13 protein-coding genes are annotated in these 16,068 nt (G+C 68.9%); 5 read left to right on the forward strand and 8 right to left on the reverse strand.

Annotation, left to right across the window (positions count from 1 at the left end; all coding sequences use genetic code 11):
• Window positions 1–99 precede the first annotated feature (99 nt).
• From OSC27_RS10305 to OSC27_RS10320, 4 genes are all read right to left on the reverse strand, one after another.
• On the reverse strand, window positions 100–507 hold the full coding sequence (locus OSC27_RS10305; protein ID WP_267181373.1) for a hypothetical protein: 408 nt from the start codon (window positions 505–507) through the stop codon (window positions 100–102).
• Between the two features lie 236 nt (window positions 508–743).
• A complete protein-coding gene (locus OSC27_RS10310) occupies window positions 744–2,300 on the reverse strand; it encodes an HNH endonuclease signature motif containing protein (RefSeq protein ID WP_267181374.1) in 1,557 nt (518 codons plus the stop codon).
• A 312-nt stretch (window positions 2,301–2,612) separates the two neighbouring features.
• On the reverse strand, window positions 2,613–3,518 hold the full coding sequence (locus OSC27_RS10315) for a serine hydrolase (protein ID WP_416348844.1): 906 nt from the start codon (window positions 3,516–3,518) through the stop codon (window positions 2,613–2,615).
• 247 nt (window positions 3,519–3,765) lie between these two features.
• Window positions 3,766–5,736, reverse strand: coding sequence for a M13 family metallopeptidase (locus OSC27_RS10320; RefSeq protein ID WP_267181375.1), 1,971 nt, complete (start codon window positions 5,734–5,736; stop codon window positions 3,766–3,768).
• A 79-nt stretch (window positions 5,737–5,815) separates the two neighbouring features.
• Between OSC27_RS10320 and OSC27_RS10325 the strand changes: the two genes are divergently transcribed.
• The gene (locus OSC27_RS10325) at window positions 5,816–6,391 is read left to right on the forward strand and encodes a dienelactone hydrolase family protein (RefSeq protein ID WP_267181376.1); all 576 of its coding nucleotides are present in this window, start codon (window positions 5,816–5,818) and stop codon (window positions 6,389–6,391) included.
• A 43-nt stretch (window positions 6,392–6,434) separates the two neighbouring features.
• Here the strand turns inward: OSC27_RS10325 and OSC27_RS10330 are convergent, their stop codons facing one another.
• The 3 genes from OSC27_RS10330 to OSC27_RS10340 are packed head-to-tail and all read right to left on the reverse strand — an operon-like array spanning window position 6,435 to window position 9,535.
• Window positions 6,435–6,902 (reverse strand): GbsR/MarR family transcriptional regulator, encoded by a 468-nt coding sequence (locus tag OSC27_RS10330; RefSeq protein WP_267181377.1) that lies wholly within the window; start codon window positions 6,900–6,902, stop codon window positions 6,435–6,437.
• Window positions 6,903–6,944: 42 nt separating this feature from the next.
• Complete coding sequence (locus OSC27_RS10335; RefSeq protein WP_267181378.1) at window positions 6,945–8,570, reverse strand: ABC transporter permease; 1,626 nt, start codon at window positions 8,568–8,570, stop codon at window positions 6,945–6,947.
• Window positions 8,567–9,535: an ABC transporter ATP-binding protein gene (locus OSC27_RS10340; RefSeq protein ID WP_267181379.1), complete on the reverse strand. Its 969-nt coding sequence runs from the start codon at window positions 9,533–9,535 to the stop codon at window positions 8,567–8,569. The genes OSC27_RS10335 and OSC27_RS10340 overlap by 4 nt, the downstream gene beginning before the upstream one ends.
• Before the next feature lie 98 nt (window positions 9,536–9,633).
• Between OSC27_RS10340 and OSC27_RS10345 the strand changes: the two genes are divergently transcribed.
• Entirely contained in the window at window positions 9,634–10,944 is a 1,311-nt protein-coding gene (locus tag OSC27_RS10345; RefSeq protein WP_267181380.1) for an MATE family efflux transporter, read from the forward strand.
• Between the two features lie 8 nt (window positions 10,945–10,952).
• On the opposite strand, the gene OSC27_RS10350 is transcribed toward OSC27_RS10345, so the two are convergent.
• Window positions 10,953–12,002, reverse strand: coding sequence for a LacI family DNA-binding transcriptional regulator (locus OSC27_RS10350; RefSeq protein ID WP_267181381.1), 1,050 nt, complete (start codon window positions 12,000–12,002; stop codon window positions 10,953–10,955).
• Window positions 12,003–12,209: 207 nt separating this feature from the next.
• Here OSC27_RS10350 and OSC27_RS10355 point away from each other — a divergent pair, with 207 nt between their 5' ends.
• The 3 genes from OSC27_RS10355 (at window position 12,210) to nucS (ending at window position 16,044) form a co-directional block, all read left to right on the forward strand.
• The gene (locus OSC27_RS10355; RefSeq protein ID WP_267181382.1) at window positions 12,210–13,481 is read left to right on the forward strand and encodes an MFS transporter; all 1,272 of its coding nucleotides are present in this window, start codon (window positions 12,210–12,212) and stop codon (window positions 13,479–13,481) included.
• Between the two features lie 413 nt (window positions 13,482–13,894).
• Window positions 13,895–14,863, forward strand: coding sequence for a hypothetical protein (locus OSC27_RS10360; RefSeq protein ID WP_267181383.1), 969 nt, complete (start codon window positions 13,895–13,897; stop codon window positions 14,861–14,863).
• A 485-nt stretch (window positions 14,864–15,348) separates the two neighbouring features.
• Window positions 15,349–16,044 carry an endonuclease NucS gene (nucS, locus tag OSC27_RS10365; RefSeq protein ID WP_267181384.1) on the forward strand — a complete coding sequence of 232 codons (696 nt, stop codon included), beginning with the start codon at window positions 15,349–15,351 and terminating at the stop codon, window positions 16,042–16,044.
• Window positions 16,045–16,068 lie beyond the last annotated feature (24 nt).

The following is a 16,068-nucleotide window of genomic DNA, read 5'->3' on the forward strand; positions in this document are numbered from 1 at the left end:
CCCGGGCAATGGGCCCATTTTACGGGAGTTCATCGCCCGGGCCAGCCACCGGCTGTCTTGGGTGCGGATTGGGTGTGGCGGGATTGGGTGTGGCGGGATTCAGTACTCGGCGCGGACGCTGTACGAGGCGGGCCACGGGCAGCTGGAGAACATGGCGACGGGGTTTCCGCCCCCGTTGATGTAGATCCAGCCGCTTCTGTGTGTCCAGGGTGAGTATGGCCAGACCGCATTGCACGTGACGACGAAGCGCATGCTGCCGCTACCGCTGCACGCCGCCACCGCGCGACCGGTGCTCTGGTCGTAGCTCACCGAATGGCAGGACGTGGCCGCTTCCGCCGGCGCTGGTGCGCCGAGGAAGACGGCTGCCCCGGTGACTGCCGCCGCGGCGAGTGCGATGGCCGCAGCCGAACGCCGCGCCGACAAACGCTGCGCTGACGATAGCCGCGCGGCTGAGCGCCGCGCCGACAAACGCCCTGCTGAGTGCGTCTGGGTCTCCAGTGTGTTCATGATTCTTCCCTTCCAGATCTGCTCCAGTCGGGAATGCGACGGGTGTCGCGCCTGAAGACGCGGTCGGCGTAACGCCGATCCTCTTGCCGATGAGTGTGAACCCGGAACGGGCGCCCGGCAAGATGCCAGCACTGTTTGCTCCGCCACCGCCGCGACCGCACCTGCAGCACCACTGCCACCGCCGCGACCGCCACCGCCGCGACCGCCACCGGCGGCCCCCGCGAGTGCCACCGCGCTCACGCCGCCCGGCGTCTGCGGCTCACCGGCATGTTGGCGGGATGCGTACTCGCACGCCGCCATTTCTGAGCTCGGTCGAGCCAGGGCGGTGCCTTGATCTGAGGCACGCCCTCGACCATTCGGATCTTCCAGCCGGATTCCTCGATGTCATGATGGCATCGCCAGCACAGCAGCACGCCGTTGTCGACGTCTGTCTTGCCACCGGCAAACCAGGGAACGACGTGGTGCACTTCGGTCCACTGCGCCGGCGCACCGCAGCCCGGGATGAGGCAGTGCGCGCCGTCACGCGCCTCGATCGCCCTGCGTTGCCTCTTCGAGAAGCAGCGTTGCGTCACACCGAGATGGAGAACCTCTCCACCGTCTCCGATAACCACCGGCTGGTATCCACCGCGGCAGATCATCTGCCGCACCGTACGAAGCGAGACAGCATCGGCATGCCCGTCGACCCATCCGACGCCGACACCAGCGTCGAGGTCGCTCGCATTGACGTGCACCATCACGGTCGGCGCTCCGCCGCCGTGTGATGGCGTTTCAGGCGCACGAGCGGCGAGGTCAAAGACGCCCCTCAACACGTCGGCCCGCTTCTCGTCGGAAGACCGCATGTCCAGGTGCCGGGGGCTGCGCTCGTCGGCATCCGCTGTGCCGTCGGCGCTTGGGTCGCTCTGGCTACTCTGCTCGCGCTGGCCCGCGCTATGCCCGGCGCCGTCCTGCCCGTCTGCGCCCCGCTCACCTGAGCTCTGCTCGGCTGTGCGCTGCTCTTCTTCGCTCGGGAAAGAGGTGCCGGCACGCGCTGAAATGTACGCACCGAACACGCCATCCATGATGCCGCGAAGATCGGGGGTGACGGCGCCTCGCAAGGGATACACGCCGTCTTTCAGCCGGCCGAATCCGATGCGGCTGCGCGGTTCCATGACCGAAGATTCCGGCGCAGCGCCGTCCGGGTCCAACCGAGCACACCACACCTGTACCTGCTGCCTCACCTGATCGGCGGGGAACCGCAGCCCGGCGCCGGGAAGATTCGCCGTCTCGTCGGTAACCTGCCCGGTCGCGCAGGAAACGAGGGCGCGTTCTGCCGCCGCGTAGTGCTCTGCCTCGGCCCTCAGCTGGATGGGCGCGAGCCCGTGAGTGATCGCTTCGGCCGATTCCACCCCGAGCTCACCACGCCAGAAGCTCTGGGCGACCGCGGGGAATCGAGAAGGGGTTGTGCTCACGAGGTCACGGTGGGCACAGATGAGGTCGCCGAGGCGAACGCGCTTCACGACCTCGCGCCGAGAGACGCCTGTCAGCCTCGTGAGAAAGTCGACCGCGGTGCGGCACCCGTACCTGGCGCTCAGCCCATTCGGGCCGAGCGCGGGCAATGAGCGATTGTCGACCTCAGCGGCGAGACCGGTACGCGCCGCATCGAGACGGCGACCCAGATCTTCAGCCGCCTGGGTAAGCGTGACCACGTCGTCATCGCTGAAACCCGTGAAGCCCTTGTCTCCGAACAGCATCGAGATCGCACCGGCGGCCTGAGCGATCAGCTCACCGCGGTCTCTCTCGTCGCTTTCATTCATGACTCCATTGTCTCAAGATTCGAACATATGTTCTATAGATTGGCGGAATCTGTGGAGAAGTAGCTGGGGAGTTGGGTGTGGAGGACGAGTGGGGGACGGAGGAGGCCAGGCGACGGGTCGCGCAAGGGGGAAGCAGGGCCACCAAGGAGCGGGAGAAGAGGTCTCGATACGCGCGCCTCACGCGCCACTCGACCAGCCAGCGGGAGACCGCTACACGACAGTCTCGACACCCGAGCCTCACGCGCAACTCGACCAGCGGGAGAGCGCCGCTCAACCACCGAGAGAGCGCCGCTCGACCACCGAAGAGACGCCTCAGTGCACGTACTCCAGCAAATCGAGGCCGACCACGCGCATCCCTTCGAGAACTCCGAGGCGGCCCTCGAGGGTCGCGTCATCGAAGTAGGTCGAGACCGAGTACGCGACACCCGCCCGCGGCCCGCGCAACACGCCGACCTCGCTGTGCACGCCCGGCTCGGTGCCGGTCTTGTTCATGAGCATGATGCCGTGATCCGCCGAGCGATGCGCGAGCGGATCGAGGCCGAACGCGCTGGCCACCATCGAGAGGTCCGCGTTCAGAGACAGCCACGAGACGACCCGACGCGAGGTCTCGGCGTTCACGATCTCACCGCGAGCGAGGGCGGAGAACAGCCAGGTGAGCTCGTTCGCGCTGCCGACCGAGAGCTGCGGCGCGTCGTCGGGCCCGCGGTGCTCGCGCACGAGGTCCAGCAGTGCCGTGCGGGTCAGCCCGAGCGACTGGGTGCGCCGCGAGACGGCCTCCAGCCCCACCTGCCGCAGCAACACGTTGGTGGCGAGGTTGTCGTTGGTGGCGCCGACGAGCGCGGCGAGGTCCGCGACGGGCAGCTGGGGAGCACGCAAGTGCTGCCAGATGCCCGCATCCGTCACCGCGTCTTCCGGCGAACGCTCGAGCAGGTTCAGCGCCGAGACCGGGTCGGCCTGCATACGGGCCGCCACCTCGATGAGCAGCAGCACCTTGCCGATGCTGGCGGTGGGCATGACCACGTGGTCATCGACCGAGAACACCACTGCGCCGGTGGTGAGGTCGGTGGCGCGCGCCGACACCTGCACGCCGTCGAGGGCGAGCTTGCCCAGCGCCGCGAACCCGCGCGAGAAGTTCTCATTGCTGTCAGCCCCACGGTGCCGCCCGCGCCGGGCGCTACGACGTGTGCGACGCTCCGACTCCTGAATGGGCATGGTCACGGCAGGGTGCAGTCCTTCAATCCGATTACGGATACGTTCCCCCCGCGCACTACTCGTGCCAGCGCGCTTAAGGGTTGTGCCCGCGCGCACCGACACTCTCGATGGTACCTAAGTCGACCCCGATTCGCGGGCACGGCGCGGTCCATTAACGAGCGGATGCGCGGGCCTCTCCACGCTCGCCAGGGCGACCCCCGGAATCCGCCACATGCACACCGCCACGCCCGTCAGCCGCACACCGCCACGCCCGCTACCAGATGCTGACGCGCTGCCCCGGATCGAGCCACAGCTCATCGTTCTCGCCGACGCCGAAGGTCTCGTAAAACGCGTCGATGTTGCGCACGATCTGGTTGCACCGGAATTCGTTCGGCGAGTGCGGGTCGATCGCGAGCAGGCGGATCACCTCTTCGTCGCGCCCCTTCTGCTGCCACGCCTGCGCCCACGACAGGAAGAACCGTTCGGCGCCGGTCATGCCGTCGATCACCTGCGGCTGAACGCCATTGAGCGAGATGAGGTAGGCCTTCCACGCGATGCCGAGCCCACCCAGGTCGCCGATGTTCTCGCCGATCGTGAGCGCCCCGTTCACGTGGTGCTCGGGCACCTGCCGCGGCGCGAGCGCGTTGTACTGCGCGATGAGCGAGCCCGTGCGCTCCTCGAAGGCGGCGCGGTCGGCCTCGGTCCACCAGTCGGTGAGCCGCCCGTCGCCGTCGTACTTCGAGCCCTGGTCGTCGAAGCCGTGCCCGATCTCGTGCCCGATCACGGCGCCGATCGCCCCGTAGTTCGCCGCGTCGTCGCGTGCAGGATCGAAGAACGGGAACTGCAGGATCGCCGCCGGGAACACAATCTCGTTGAATCCCGGGTTGTAGTACGCGTTGATCGTCTGCGGCGTCATGAACCACTCGTCGCGGTCGATGGGCCGCCCGATCTTGCCCAGCTCCCGATCGAACTCGAACGCGCTCGTCGCCTCGACGTTCGCAATCAGGTCGGTCGCGTCGATCTCGAGCGCCGAGTAGTCGCGCCACTTCACCGGGAACCCGATCTTCGGCGTGAACTTCTCGAGCTTCTCGAGCGCGCGCTGGCGGGTCTCCTCCCCCATCCATTCAAGAGAGCGGATGCTGCGGCGGTACGCCTCGATCAGGTTGCCCACGAGCACATCCATGCGCTCCTTGGCCTCTGGCGGGAAGTGCCGCTCGACGTAGACGCGACCCACGGCCTCGCCCATGGCGCCCTCGACGAGAGAGACCCCGCGCTTCCAGCGGTCGCGCATCTCGGGCGTACCCGTGAGCGTGCGGCCGTAGAAGTCGAAATTCTCCTCGACGAATGCCTGGCTGAGGAACGGCGCGAACCCGTGGATGACCTGCCACGCGAGCCAGTCCTTCCACGCGACGAGGCGATCCTCGGTGAGCAGCGCCGCGAGCGCCGTCGTGAAGCTCGGCTGTCGCAGCACGACCTCCTCGAGCGCACCCTCGGGAGCACCGAGCGCCCGCCGCCACACGTCGAGGTCCACGCCCTCGGCGCGCTCGAGCACCTCTGGCCAGCCGAGCGGGTTGTATGTCGCCTCGCTGTCGCGACTGCGCACGTTGTCCCAGTGGCCCGTGGCGATGGCCGTCTCGAGGTCGAACACGCGACGGGCGCGGCCCGCGGCATCCGCTAGACCTGCAAGGTTGAACATGCGCTCGACGTGAGCGACATAGGCGTCGCGGATGTCGGCGAAGCGCTCTTCGCGGTAATAGCTCTCGTCGGGCAGCGAGATGCCTGATTGCTCCGCGAAGACGATGTACCGCTCGGGGTCGCCGGGGTCGTTGTCGACGAAGAGCTGGTAGAAGCCGGCGAGCCCGCCCCGCTCCATGCGCCCCACGGTCTCGAGCAGAGCCGGGATCGAGTCGACCTCCTCGGCGGCGGCGAGGCCACGGGCGAGAGGGCGCGCGGCGCGTTCCTCGATGCGGTCGGTGTCCATGAAGCTGGAGTAGAGGTCGCCGATCTTGCGCTCCTCGACACTGGCCGCGTCGGATGCCCCCTGCGCCTCGACGATGATGTCTCGCACGGCCTTCTCGGCCTCCTCAGCGAGCACGAGGAACGAACCGTAGCGAGCCTTGTCTGCCGGAATCTCGGTCTTCTCAAGCCAGCGGCCGTTGACGTGCCGAAACAGGTCGTCCTGCGGGCGGATGCTGGGGTCGAACTCGTCGACGGCAATTCCGGATGCCATGGGCTGCTCAGTCATTTCTCCAGCCTAATCCGCGCCGGTATCGCGCTTCTGCCGTGATCGTGGATCATGGAGTGTGAACCGAGGGGAGACCGCCATGGCCGACGTGTTGCTCTTTCATCACGTGCAGGGACTCACGCCGGGCGTGATCGCGTTCGCCGACCGTATTCGCGGCCAGGGTCACGTCGTTCACACCCCTGACCTCTTCGACGGCCGTGTCTTCGACAGCCTCGACTCCGGAATGGCGTTCGTGCAGCAGCTCGGCATCGACGCCATACTCGACCGCGGCGAAGCGGCGGCTGGGGCCCTGCCGGCCGGCCTGGTGTACGCGGGATTCTCCCTCGGCGTTCTGCCCGCGCAGAAACTTGCCCAGACGCGGGCCGGTGCACGCGGTGCACTGCTGTTCCATTCATGCATTCCGGTATCGGAGTTCGGTTCTGCCTGGCCCGAGGGCGTGCCGGTGCAGGTGCATGGTATGGATGCCGACCCGTTCTTCGTCGGCGAGGGGGACATCGATGCGGCCAGGGACCTCGTCGAATCGGCGGGTGCAGCCGAGCTGTTCCTCTATCCCGGCGATCAGCACCTCTTCGCCGACGACTCGCTGCCCTCATACGACGCCGACGCGGCCGCGCTGCTGCTCGAACGCACCCTGGCCTTCCTCCGCGCCCGGTGATACGGCTTCGCGGCGCTACGGAAACGGCCGACTTACACTCCGGCTATCCGTCGCGCTGCTGCTCCCACTCGACCATGAGTTCCGGCAGCCGACGCTCGATGAAGCGGTAGAAGTCCCCCATCTCGCGCAGTCGCACCGCCGCCGCGGAGTCGCGATCCGTGATGGCAGCGAGCCCGGCATCCGCCTGCGCGGCGAGCGCGCGATACACCGGTCGCTCGTGCGCAACCGTGGACGACCACACGTTGTCAGGGATCGCGTAGCGGTCCCGGCGGCTGCCGGCCTGGGCAACGCGCCGCACCATACCGAGCGTCTGCAGGTACCGCACTGCCCCCGAGATCGCGGCCGCGCTCACGGCGAGCGACTCGGCCAGTTCGACGGCTGTGAGGCCAGGATCCTCGGCGAGGGTGAGCACCATGAGCACGCGTGACGGCATCTTGGGCATGCCCGCAGCGGCGAGGATGGCGGCCGACTGCTCTGCCACCTCGCGCAATGCCGTCTCGTCACGGGCCATGCTGCCAGTCTTTCAGGTTCGACGGTCTCATACGCTGCGGGATCAGGTCGTGACGAGGTCTCGTTGGCGCATGAGGAGGCCTGCGATGGCCGCCGCCACGATTGCGATGGCCAGCATCCATAGCCCTCCGGTCCAATCCTGCTGGGGGCCCGCGGACTCGGGCGTGTGCGCGAACGGCGAGAGCTGGCGCATCCAATCGGGCAGGCCGACGAAGCCGGCGAAGAGCCCCAGGAACGCGCCGAGGCCGAGCAGCGCCCACGACAGCGCGATGGTCCACGCGGGCAGCAGAACGAAGACGAGAGCGAGCACGCCGAGGTAGATGAGCGCGGCCGGAAGCTGAGCGAGGGCGGCCCGCAGCGACTGCGCCGCCTGCTCACCGCCGGACGCCGACAGCGCCGACAGCGCCGACACGAGCGCGGATGCGGCCAGCACGATCACGACGGCGACGACACCCACCATGAGGTAGTCGCCGAGCCAGCGCACGCGGGAAAGCGGGGTCGCCAGGAGCACCTCGGCCGTTCCGCTGGATTCCTCCTGGCGCATGCGGATGACCACCTGCGTGGCACAGGCGGCGGCGAGGACGCCGATGAGCGAGAAGATGGCGCTGACGAAGAGGGCGTCGAGGGAACCACTGCCGCCGCCGCCCATGCTCGTCAGGCCCTTCTGCACGGCATCGAGATTCGCGTCGGCGCCGACCTTGTCGACCAGCGGTCCGAGCGAGCTCGCGAGCAGCCCGGCGAAGGCGCCGCCGGTCGCCCAGCCGAGGATCGTGGGCCACTGCAGTCGCCAGGCCAGGGCGAAGGAACCGGTGAGGCTGGGGCGCGCATCCGCTCTGCCTGCTCGTTGCGCGACGAGGCTCGCACCGCTGTCTCTGCGGCTCTGGAGGGCGAACACGCCCACGACGAGTGCCGCGGCGAACGCGAGGCTGATGAGCAGGGGCCACCACAGGTTTCGGTCGTACACGCTCGCCTGCTCGCCCCAGCCGATGGGCGAGAGCCAGCTCGGCCAGGCCGCCGTCATGTGCACGCCGTCGGCCGAGGGCGTGCCCGCCGCGTCTCCGATGCCGCGCAGCACGTAGGCGAGCAGCACGGCGGCGGCGGCCACACCATTCGCTGCCCGCGAGGTCACCATGAGTTGCGAGGTGAGCAGGCCGACGCCGACGAAGACGATGCCGGTGGCGGCGACGGCCGCACCCGCGAGCAGCGATCCTGCGACGGGCAGCGCCGAGGCGGCGAAGCCCGCGGCCACGACGATGCCGACGACGAGGTTGGCGAGCACGCCGTGCACGAGCGTCGCGGCGGTGGGGGTCAGTCGCGCGGCCGGCGTCGACGCCACGAGCTCGGCACGGCCCGATTCCTCTTCGGCGCGCGTGTGACGCACCGCGAGAAAGGTGCTCATGAGCCCGGCGAGCAGAGCCAGGAACGTGAAGATCTCGAAGTAGGTGACGGCCGCGAGGCTGCTGCCCTGCGGCAGGCCGCGCAACATCAGAATCGCGGGGTTCGAGACCGCGAGGGCGAGAACGGATGCCCGGCTGGCGCCGGTGCCGTACGTCGAGGCGACCGACGTCGTCGCGACGAACGACAGCAGGGCGATACAGCCCACCCAGATCAGCAGCTGCCAGCGGTCGCGGCGGAAGCGCTGCCGAAGCAGCACGCGAAAAGTGCTCATCGTCGCGCTCCCGTCGGCGCTGCCTCGGCCGCGCGCTCCTGCGAGGCGAGTGCGGCGCGGCCCTGCCCGGTCTCGTAGTGCCGCAGGAACAGCTCGTCGAGCGAGGGCGGCGCGACCGTGAGACTCTTCACGTCGAGGGCCGCGAGCGCGGTGAGCACCGGTTGCAGGCGATCGCTGTCGGCCGTGAAGCGCACGCGGCCGTCGGCGGTCGCGAGGTCATGGGCCTCGGGGATGCGCGCCAGCGCGACATCCGTCATGCCATCGGCGGCGAACGAGATCTCGGTGCGAGTCAGGTGGCGAAGCTCGGCGAGTGTTCCTGACTCGATCGTTCTGCCGCTGCGAATGATGCTCACGCGGTCGCACAGCTGCTCGACCTCCGAGAGGATGTGGCTCGAGAGCAGCACGGTCGATCCCTCGCCGGCCGCCCGCCGGATCTCCGCGTTGAACGCCGCCTCCATGAGGGGGTCGAGCCCGCTCGTCGGCTCGTCGAGAATGAGCAGCTCGGCCCGCGTCGCGAAGGCCGCGATGAGCGCTACCTTCTGCCGGTTGCCCTTCGAGTACGAACGGCCCTTCTTCGACGGGTCGAACTGGAAGACGTCGATGAGTCGCGCCTTGCGCGTGGCGAAGCCCGCGGCATCCGTCGTGCCGCCGCGCAGGCGGCTGATCAGGTCGATGGCCTCGCCGCCGGTCAGGTTCGGCCACAGGCTCACGTCACCCGGCACGTAACCGATGCGTCTGTGCAGGTCGACCGCATCCGCCCAGGGGTCGCGTCCGAAGACACTCACGTTGCCGCCAGTGGCCCGGGCGAGGCCGAGCAGCACCCGGATCGTCGTGGACTTTCCCGCGCCATTCGGGCCCAGGAAACCGTGCACCTCGCCGGGGCCGACGGTGAGGTCGAGGCCGTCGAGGGCGCGTACCCGGCCGAATCGCTTCTCGAGGCCGCGGGCCTCAATCACTGTGTTCATGCTTGGGATGCTACGCCTAGTTTTCATAGTTTTGTGAAATTTATGAAAGAGCGCGCGGCGCTACGCTCGATGCCATAACCGTCTTCCGTCGCCGCACCGTGGATCGCGAGATCCTGCGGCTCGCCGTGCCCGCGCTCGGGGCGCTGGTCGCCGAGCCGCTCTTCCTGCTCGCCGACTCGGCCATGGTCGGCCACCTCGGCGCCGAGCCGCTCGCCGGCCTCGGCATCGCGAGCGCGGTTCTGCAGACGATCGTCGGCCTCATGGTGTTCCTCGCGTACGGCACGACGCCCGCCGTGGCCCGCCGGCTGGGAGCGGGCGACGAGCGGGGCGCGATGGCGGCCGGTGTCGACGGGCTCTGGCTCGCCCTCGGCCTCGGCGTGGCCCTGGCCGCGGCAGGCTGGTTCTCGGCGCCCGCTCTGGTGAGTGCATTCGGTGCCGGGCCCGCTGTCGCGGATGCGGCATCCGCGTATCTGACGGTCTCGATGCTGGGGCTGCCCGCCATGCTGCTGGTCTACGCCGCGACCGGCCTGCTGCGCGGCCTGCAGGACACGCGCACGCCTCTCGCCGTCGCCGTGGCCGGGTTCGCCGGCAACATCGTGCTCAACTTCGTGTTCATCTACGCGCTCGGCCTTGGCGTGGTGGGCTCGGCAATCGGCACGGTGATCGCGCAGTGGGGCATGGTGGTCGTCTACCTCGTGATGGTCGTTCGGCATGCGCGGCGGGTGGGCGCGTCGCTGGCGCCGCGGCACGCCGGAATTCGCGCGTCAGCGGGCGCAGGCGGATGGCTGTTCGTGCGCACGGCCAGCCTGCGTGCGGCCATTCTGCTCGCCGTCTTCGTCGCCACGCAGCTGGGCGCGACCCAGCTCGCGGCGTTCCAGGTGACCATGACGGTGTTCAACACGCTCGCCTTCGCCCTCGACGCGCTCGCGATCGCCGCGCAGGCGCTGATCGGGCGCTCGCTCGGCGCGTCCGACCTGCCGGCGGCCCGCGCGATCCTCGGCCGCTGCCTTCAGTGGGGCGTGCTCGCCGGGGTGGCTCTCGGGGCGGTCACGGCGGCACTCAGCCCGGTGCTCGGCCACGTCTTCACAGGCGACGCTGCGGTCGTGGCTGCCCTGCCCGCGCCGCTCGCGCTCGTGGGCCTCGGCGCCCCGCTCGCCGGCTTCGTCTTCGTGCTCGACGGCGTGCTGATCGGCGCAGGCGACGCGCGCTACCTCGCGTGGACCGGCCTTGTCAACGCCGCCGCCTTCGTGCCGCTCGCCATGCTCGTGCTGTTCCTCAGCCCAGCGGATGCCGCGGGGCTGGCCTGGCTCGCCGCGGCCTTCGCGCTCGGCTACATCGGTGCCCGCGCCGTGACGCTCGGCCTGCGATCGCGCGGCACAACGTGGATGGTGGCCGGCGCGAGCCGCTGAGGCGCACCTCAGCTCCCCGGCGCCGCCGTCGTATTGCCCAGCCGGAACTCGCTCGTGAACGCCACAGCCTCGGGCTCGCCGCCCTGCAGCATGAGCCGAATGCCGCGCCCAGCGGCGCGACCTTTCTCGACCGACGGCTGCACCATGGTGGTCAGCTCGTAGGGCCAGAGGCCGGGCACCTGCACCCCGTCGAAGCCGACGATGCTCACATCGCCTGGCACACTCAGCCCGAGCTCCTCGGCGGCCCGGATCGCGCCGACCGCGAGCAGGTCGCTCTGCGCCACGATGGCCGTGGGGCGCTGGGTGCCAGGCGCATCCAGCAGCGCTCTCGCTGCCGCCGCCCCTTCGTCGGGGTCGCTGCCCGCGGCGACCACGCCGCTCGCCTGCGGATAAACCTGCCTGATGCCCGCCAGGCGCTCGAGAGCGGTGTCGGCCGTGCTCGCCGCCTCGCGCTCGGGCGTGAGCGGCCCGCGCTCCGGAATGCTCTCGAGCGGAAGCGCGATGACGGCGACCCTCTCGTGCCCGAGGTCGCGCAGATGCTCGGCGAGCGTGCACGACGCCTGGCGGTTGTCGAGCGAGATCGTGAGAACGCCCTCGGTGGGCGTGCCCTCGATGGCGACCACGGGGATGCCGCGCTGCCGCAGCGTCGCGATGGAGGCGTCGAGCTGCGGTCCGCACCCCACGAGCACGGCCGCGTCCATGGGCGCCGACTCCACGCTGACGCCCGTGCCGCCCGAATCGGCGAGCACCAGCAGCGCCGCATCGATCTCGCCGAGCTCTTCGGAGAGTCCGTCGAGAATGGAGATCTTCACCGGATCACGGAAGGCCTGACGGATGCGCTCCTCGACCACGACGCCGACGATTCCCGAGCGGCCGCGACGCAGCGAGCGGGCCCGCGGGTCGGGGCCGGCGTAGTTGAGTTCGTCGGCCGCAGCGCGCACGCGTTCGCGCGTCGCGTCGGAGACCGGGCCGGTGCCGCTGAAGGCGAGCGAAGCGGTGGAGGCCGAGACGCCGGCGCGCCGGGCGACGTCGGCGAGGGTGGGGCGCTGCGCATCCATCTGAAGCCTCCCTTGCCGTGCCACGCTCGCGGGGCCGGCATGCGCCACCGGCGCGTGCACCCACTTGACCGCCTGCCGCGGTCTCAGCTAGCTTAATGGAAGCGTATCGAATCGATTCGATCTCTGTGCGATTCGGTTCTGGCCGGCACGCCCGGCACACCTCTTCTGGCCGGCACGACCGGCTTCCCACCTGGAGTGACCTTCACAATGCAGACAACGACGCCGCGCCCGGTCGAGGAGCTCACCCAACACGAGGTGAAGTCCTGGCGCAACGCCATCTTCCTCGTGTTCGTGCTGAGCGGCCTCGCGCTCGCGACGTGGGTGGCACGCATCCCTGGGGTGCGCGACGACCTGCACCTGAGCACCGCCACCGTCGGCCTGCTCATCCTTGGCATGTCGATCGGCTCGATCTTCGGCCTCATCGCGGCCCCGCCCACGCTCGCCAGGCTGGGCGCGCGGCGCGGAATGATGTTCGCGATCCTCATCGTGGCGCTCGGGGTCGTGCTCATCGGCGTCGGTGCCGCGCTGCTGCCCTCGATCCCGCTCGTCTCGATCGGCCTCATTCTGCTCGGCTTCGGCAACGGGGCGTGCGACGTCATGATGAACGTCGAGGCGGCAGCGGCCGAGAAAGCCGTGGGCAAGACGATCATGCCGCTCATGCACGCATGCTTCAGCGTGGGCACCGTGGGTGGCGCTGGCATCGGCGCCGCGGCGGCCGCTATCGGCGTTCCCGTTTCCTGGCACCTCATCGGCACGGCCATCGTGATCGCCGCCGCCGTCATCATCGTGGTGCGCTACGTGCCGACGCGCGTGGAGCTGGGCGACGACGAGGGCCAGGAGACGGGGGCGGATGCCGCATCCGCTTCGAAGCCCGGATGGCGCGCGCGTCTGCTCGACGCCCTCTCGGTGTGGGCCGATATGAAGCTCATTCTCATCGGCATCGTCATGCTCGGCATGGCGTTCGCGGAGGGCTCGGCGAACGACTGGATCGCGCTCGCCACGGTCGACGGGCACCACCAGAGCAACGCCACGGGCGCGCTGTACCTCTCGATCTTCGTCGCCGCCATGACGGTGGGCCGCGTGCTCGGCGGGCCGTTCATCGACCGCTTCGGCCGGGTGATCGTCATTCAGGTGACGGCCGTGCTCGGCGTGGCGGGGCTGCTGATGTTCATTGTGGGGCGCGTCGACTGGCTCGTGATCGTTGGCGTGGCGCTGTGGGGAATGGGTGCGTCGCTCGGCTTCCCCGTTGGCATGTCCGCCGCTGCAGACGACCCCAAGCGCGCCGCCGCCCGCGTGAGCGCCGTGGCGATGATCGGGTACTGCGCGTTCCTGGTCGGCCCGCCGCTCATCGGCTTCCTGGGCCAGACGATCGGGCTGTTGCACGCGCTCTTCCTGATCCTGGCGCTCATCGTGGCCGCCGGCATCTGCGCCCCCGCGACCCGGCACAAGGATCGCCCGCGCCGCGGGCCTGCAGCCTGACGCCCTCCCCAGGTCAGGACCGGAGCGGCGCGCTCCGCCGACAGTCGGGTCGTACCACCGAGGGTCGGGTCGCATCGCCCGAGGGTCGGGTCGCATCACCGAGGATCGGGGCGCATCACCGAGCGTCGGGGCGCATCACCGAGCGTCGGGGCGCATCACCGAGGGTCGGGTCATATTGCGAGTGTTCGCCCGTGGTACCCACAACTCGCCCAGCATCGTGCGCGAGGCGAGTGCGTGCACCCACGCGCACTCCGCGGGTCGGGCCGCTTCGTGGGTGAGCTGGCGTGACACCCGCGATTCGGCCCGATGCGTATAACGCGGGCGGCCCCTCCACAGGATGCGCAACTGTTCTCTACTCCACGGATTTGCCCAAACGGCGATGGCAAGGGCAAGAAGGCGTCCAGTATTTCGTCATGTCTCAGAAGCACACGCTGCCGGTACCGTTACTCGCGCGGTCGTTCACGACGGCTGAAGCTCGCGAGCTGGGGGTGCCGCCCTCGCGGCTCCGGGCGCACGATCTGGCGCATCCTTTCCATGGTGTTCATTCGCTCACAAGTCATGTCGGGCCGACTGCCGCAGAAGGCGTCGACCCACTGCTGGACTCCGTCGCCGGCTACCAGGCGCGAATGGCGCCTGACGAGTTCTTCAGCCATTCGACCGCGGCTCGGCTTCTTGGCATGCCACTTCCACGTGCTTTTGAAGGCGATCGGATGCTGCATGTTGCCGTCGTCGCGCCGGCACACCCGCCGCAATCACGCCACGTTCGCGGGCACCGGCTCTCGACCGCTCGCGTCATTCGGCTGTCGGGAAAACGAGTAAGCGATCCCGTCTCCACCTGGTGCCAGCTCGCTACACAACTCCCTGTCGACGATCTTGTTGCGGTCGGTGACTTTATCGTGACAGGGCCGGATCCACTCAAGGGAGCCCCGGCGCTTGCCACCTTGGAGGACCTCAGTAGAACGTCTCTCGCGGCAACCCGAAGGCCCGGAGCTCGACGGCTGCGGCAGGCGTTGCCACTTGTTCGCATCGGCGCATACTCGCGCAAGGAAACGCAGCTTCGACTCCTGTTCGTAGGGTGCGGACTACCGGAACCAGCATTGAACCATCCGGTGGTCTGCCGTGATGGCGTTGAGCGCCTTCTCGATCTTGCATACCCGCATCTTCGCCTCGGCTTCGAATACGAAGGAGATTGGCACAGAACCGATCGCCGCAAGTTCCGCAGCGACATCACTCGACATGAACATTTTGCTGACGTTGACTGGGACCGAATGCGCGTGACCGAGGACGATTTGGCAACGGCCGCTTCGCGCGCAACGCTCGAGCTACGCATTCGTCATCGGATCGCTAACCGAACCGAGTACGTCGCGCGTACTGCGGCCTGACCGAGCTGGCCCATCACTCGTACCTAACCCTGACCGAGCTGGCCCATCACTTGTGCCTAACCCGAACGAGCTGGCCCATCACTTGTGCCTGACCCTGACCGAGCCAAGCCCGTCACATGGTCGCCGTGAACGAGCCGCGCCCGTGACGTGGTCGCCCTGAACGAGCCGCGCCCGTGACGTGGTCGCCCTGAACGAGCCGCTCACGTCGCTCGGGGAGAACTGTCAGTGCCATGCAAAGGCACCCGCAAAGAGGCCCGAGGCGCAATATTGTGGACGCACCGCGAGGCGACAGGTCGGGGGAAATAGCGAGTCCGGCGGATGAACACCCACAATTCGACCCGAGTCGCGGCGATCGAGCTCGAGGTGAGCGGGCGACGGGCAAAGGGCGGCACGAACGGGCAGCGGGCGGTGCAGTGCAGGGCAGGGCACCGCGAGCGGGCAGGGCGAGCGCTCATGGCTGCGCAGCGCGCAGGTACCCTTGTTGGGTGCGTCTCGTCATTGCCCAGTGTTCCGTCGACTACGCCGGTCGGCTCAGCGCGCACCTGCCGCTCGCCCCGCGGCTGCTCATGGTGAAGGCCGACGGCAGCCTGCTCGTGCACTCAGACGGCGGCTCGTACAAACCACTCAACTGGATGAGCCCGCCCTGCACCCTCAGCGTGAATGAACCCGATGAAGCCCAGGCGGATGCGGGGGTCACCGAAGTCTGGACCGTCACCCAGAAGAAGACCGACGACAAGCTGATCGTCTCGATTTATGAGGTGCTGCACGACTCGAGCCACGAGCTCGGCATCGACCCCGGCCTCGTGAAGGACGGCGTCGAAGCGCATCTGCAGAAGCTCCTCGCCGAGCAGATCGAGCTGCTCGGCGACGGCCACACGCTCGTGCGTCGTGAGTACATGACCGCGATCGGCCCCGTCGACATTCTCGCCCGCGACGCGAACGGCGGCTCCATCGCGGTCGAGCTCAAGCGCCGCGGCGACATCGATGGCGTCGAGCAGCTCACCCGCTACCTCGAGCTGATGAACCGCGACCCGCACCTCGCACCCGTGACGGGCGTGTTCGCCGCGCAGGAGATCAAGCCGCAGGCGCGTACCCTGGCCGAGGATCGCGGCATCCGCTGCCTGGTGCTCGACTACGACGCCATGCGTGGCCTCGACGACGGCCTCGCCCGCCTGTTCTGAGCCGCGCCAGGAAGACCGGCACAA

Origin of the sequence: Microbacterium sp. STN6 (genome assembly GCF_026410545.1) — a bacterium.
Classification (GTDB): domain Bacteria; phylum Actinomycetota; class Actinomycetes; order Actinomycetales; family Microbacteriaceae; genus Root112D2.

What these genes read in the sequence shown, in the direction of transcription:
- OSC27_RS10305 (WP_267181373.1), bottom strand. Translation starts at nt 507, where the DNA reads ATGAACACACTGGAGACCCAGACGCACTCAGCAGGGCGTTTGTCGGCG.
- OSC27_RS10310 (WP_267181374.1), bottom strand. Translation starts at nt 2,300, where the DNA reads ATGAATGAAAGCGACGAGAGAGACCGCGGTGAGCTGATCGCTCAGGCC.
- OSC27_RS10320 (WP_267181375.1), bottom strand. Translation starts at nt 5,736, where the DNA reads ATGACTGAGCAGCCCATGGCATCCGGAATTGCCGTCGACGAGTTCGAC.
- OSC27_RS10325 (WP_267181376.1), top strand. Translation starts at nt 5,816, where the DNA reads ATGGCCGACGTGTTGCTCTTTCATCACGTGCAGGGACTCACGCCGGGC.
- OSC27_RS10330 (WP_267181377.1), bottom strand. Translation starts at nt 6,902, where the DNA reads ATGGCCCGTGACGAGACGGCATTGCGCGAGGTGGCAGAGCAGTCGGCC.
- OSC27_RS10335 (WP_267181378.1), bottom strand. Translation starts at nt 8,570, where the DNA reads ATGAGCACTTTTCGCGTGCTGCTTCGGCAGCGCTTCCGCCGCGACCGC.
- OSC27_RS10340 (WP_267181379.1), bottom strand. Translation starts at nt 9,535, where the DNA reads ATGAACACAGTGATTGAGGCCCGCGGCCTCGAGAAGCGATTCGGCCGG.
- OSC27_RS10350 (WP_267181381.1), bottom strand. Translation starts at nt 12,002, where the DNA reads ATGGATGCGCAGCGCCCCACCCTCGCCGACGTCGCCCGGCGCGCCGGC.
- OSC27_RS10355 (WP_267181382.1), top strand. Translation starts at nt 12,210, where the DNA reads ATGCAGACAACGACGCCGCGCCCGGTCGAGGAGCTCACCCAACACGAG.
- OSC27_RS10360 (WP_267181383.1), top strand. Translation starts at nt 13,895, where the DNA reads ATGTCTCAGAAGCACACGCTGCCGGTACCGTTACTCGCGCGGTCGTTC.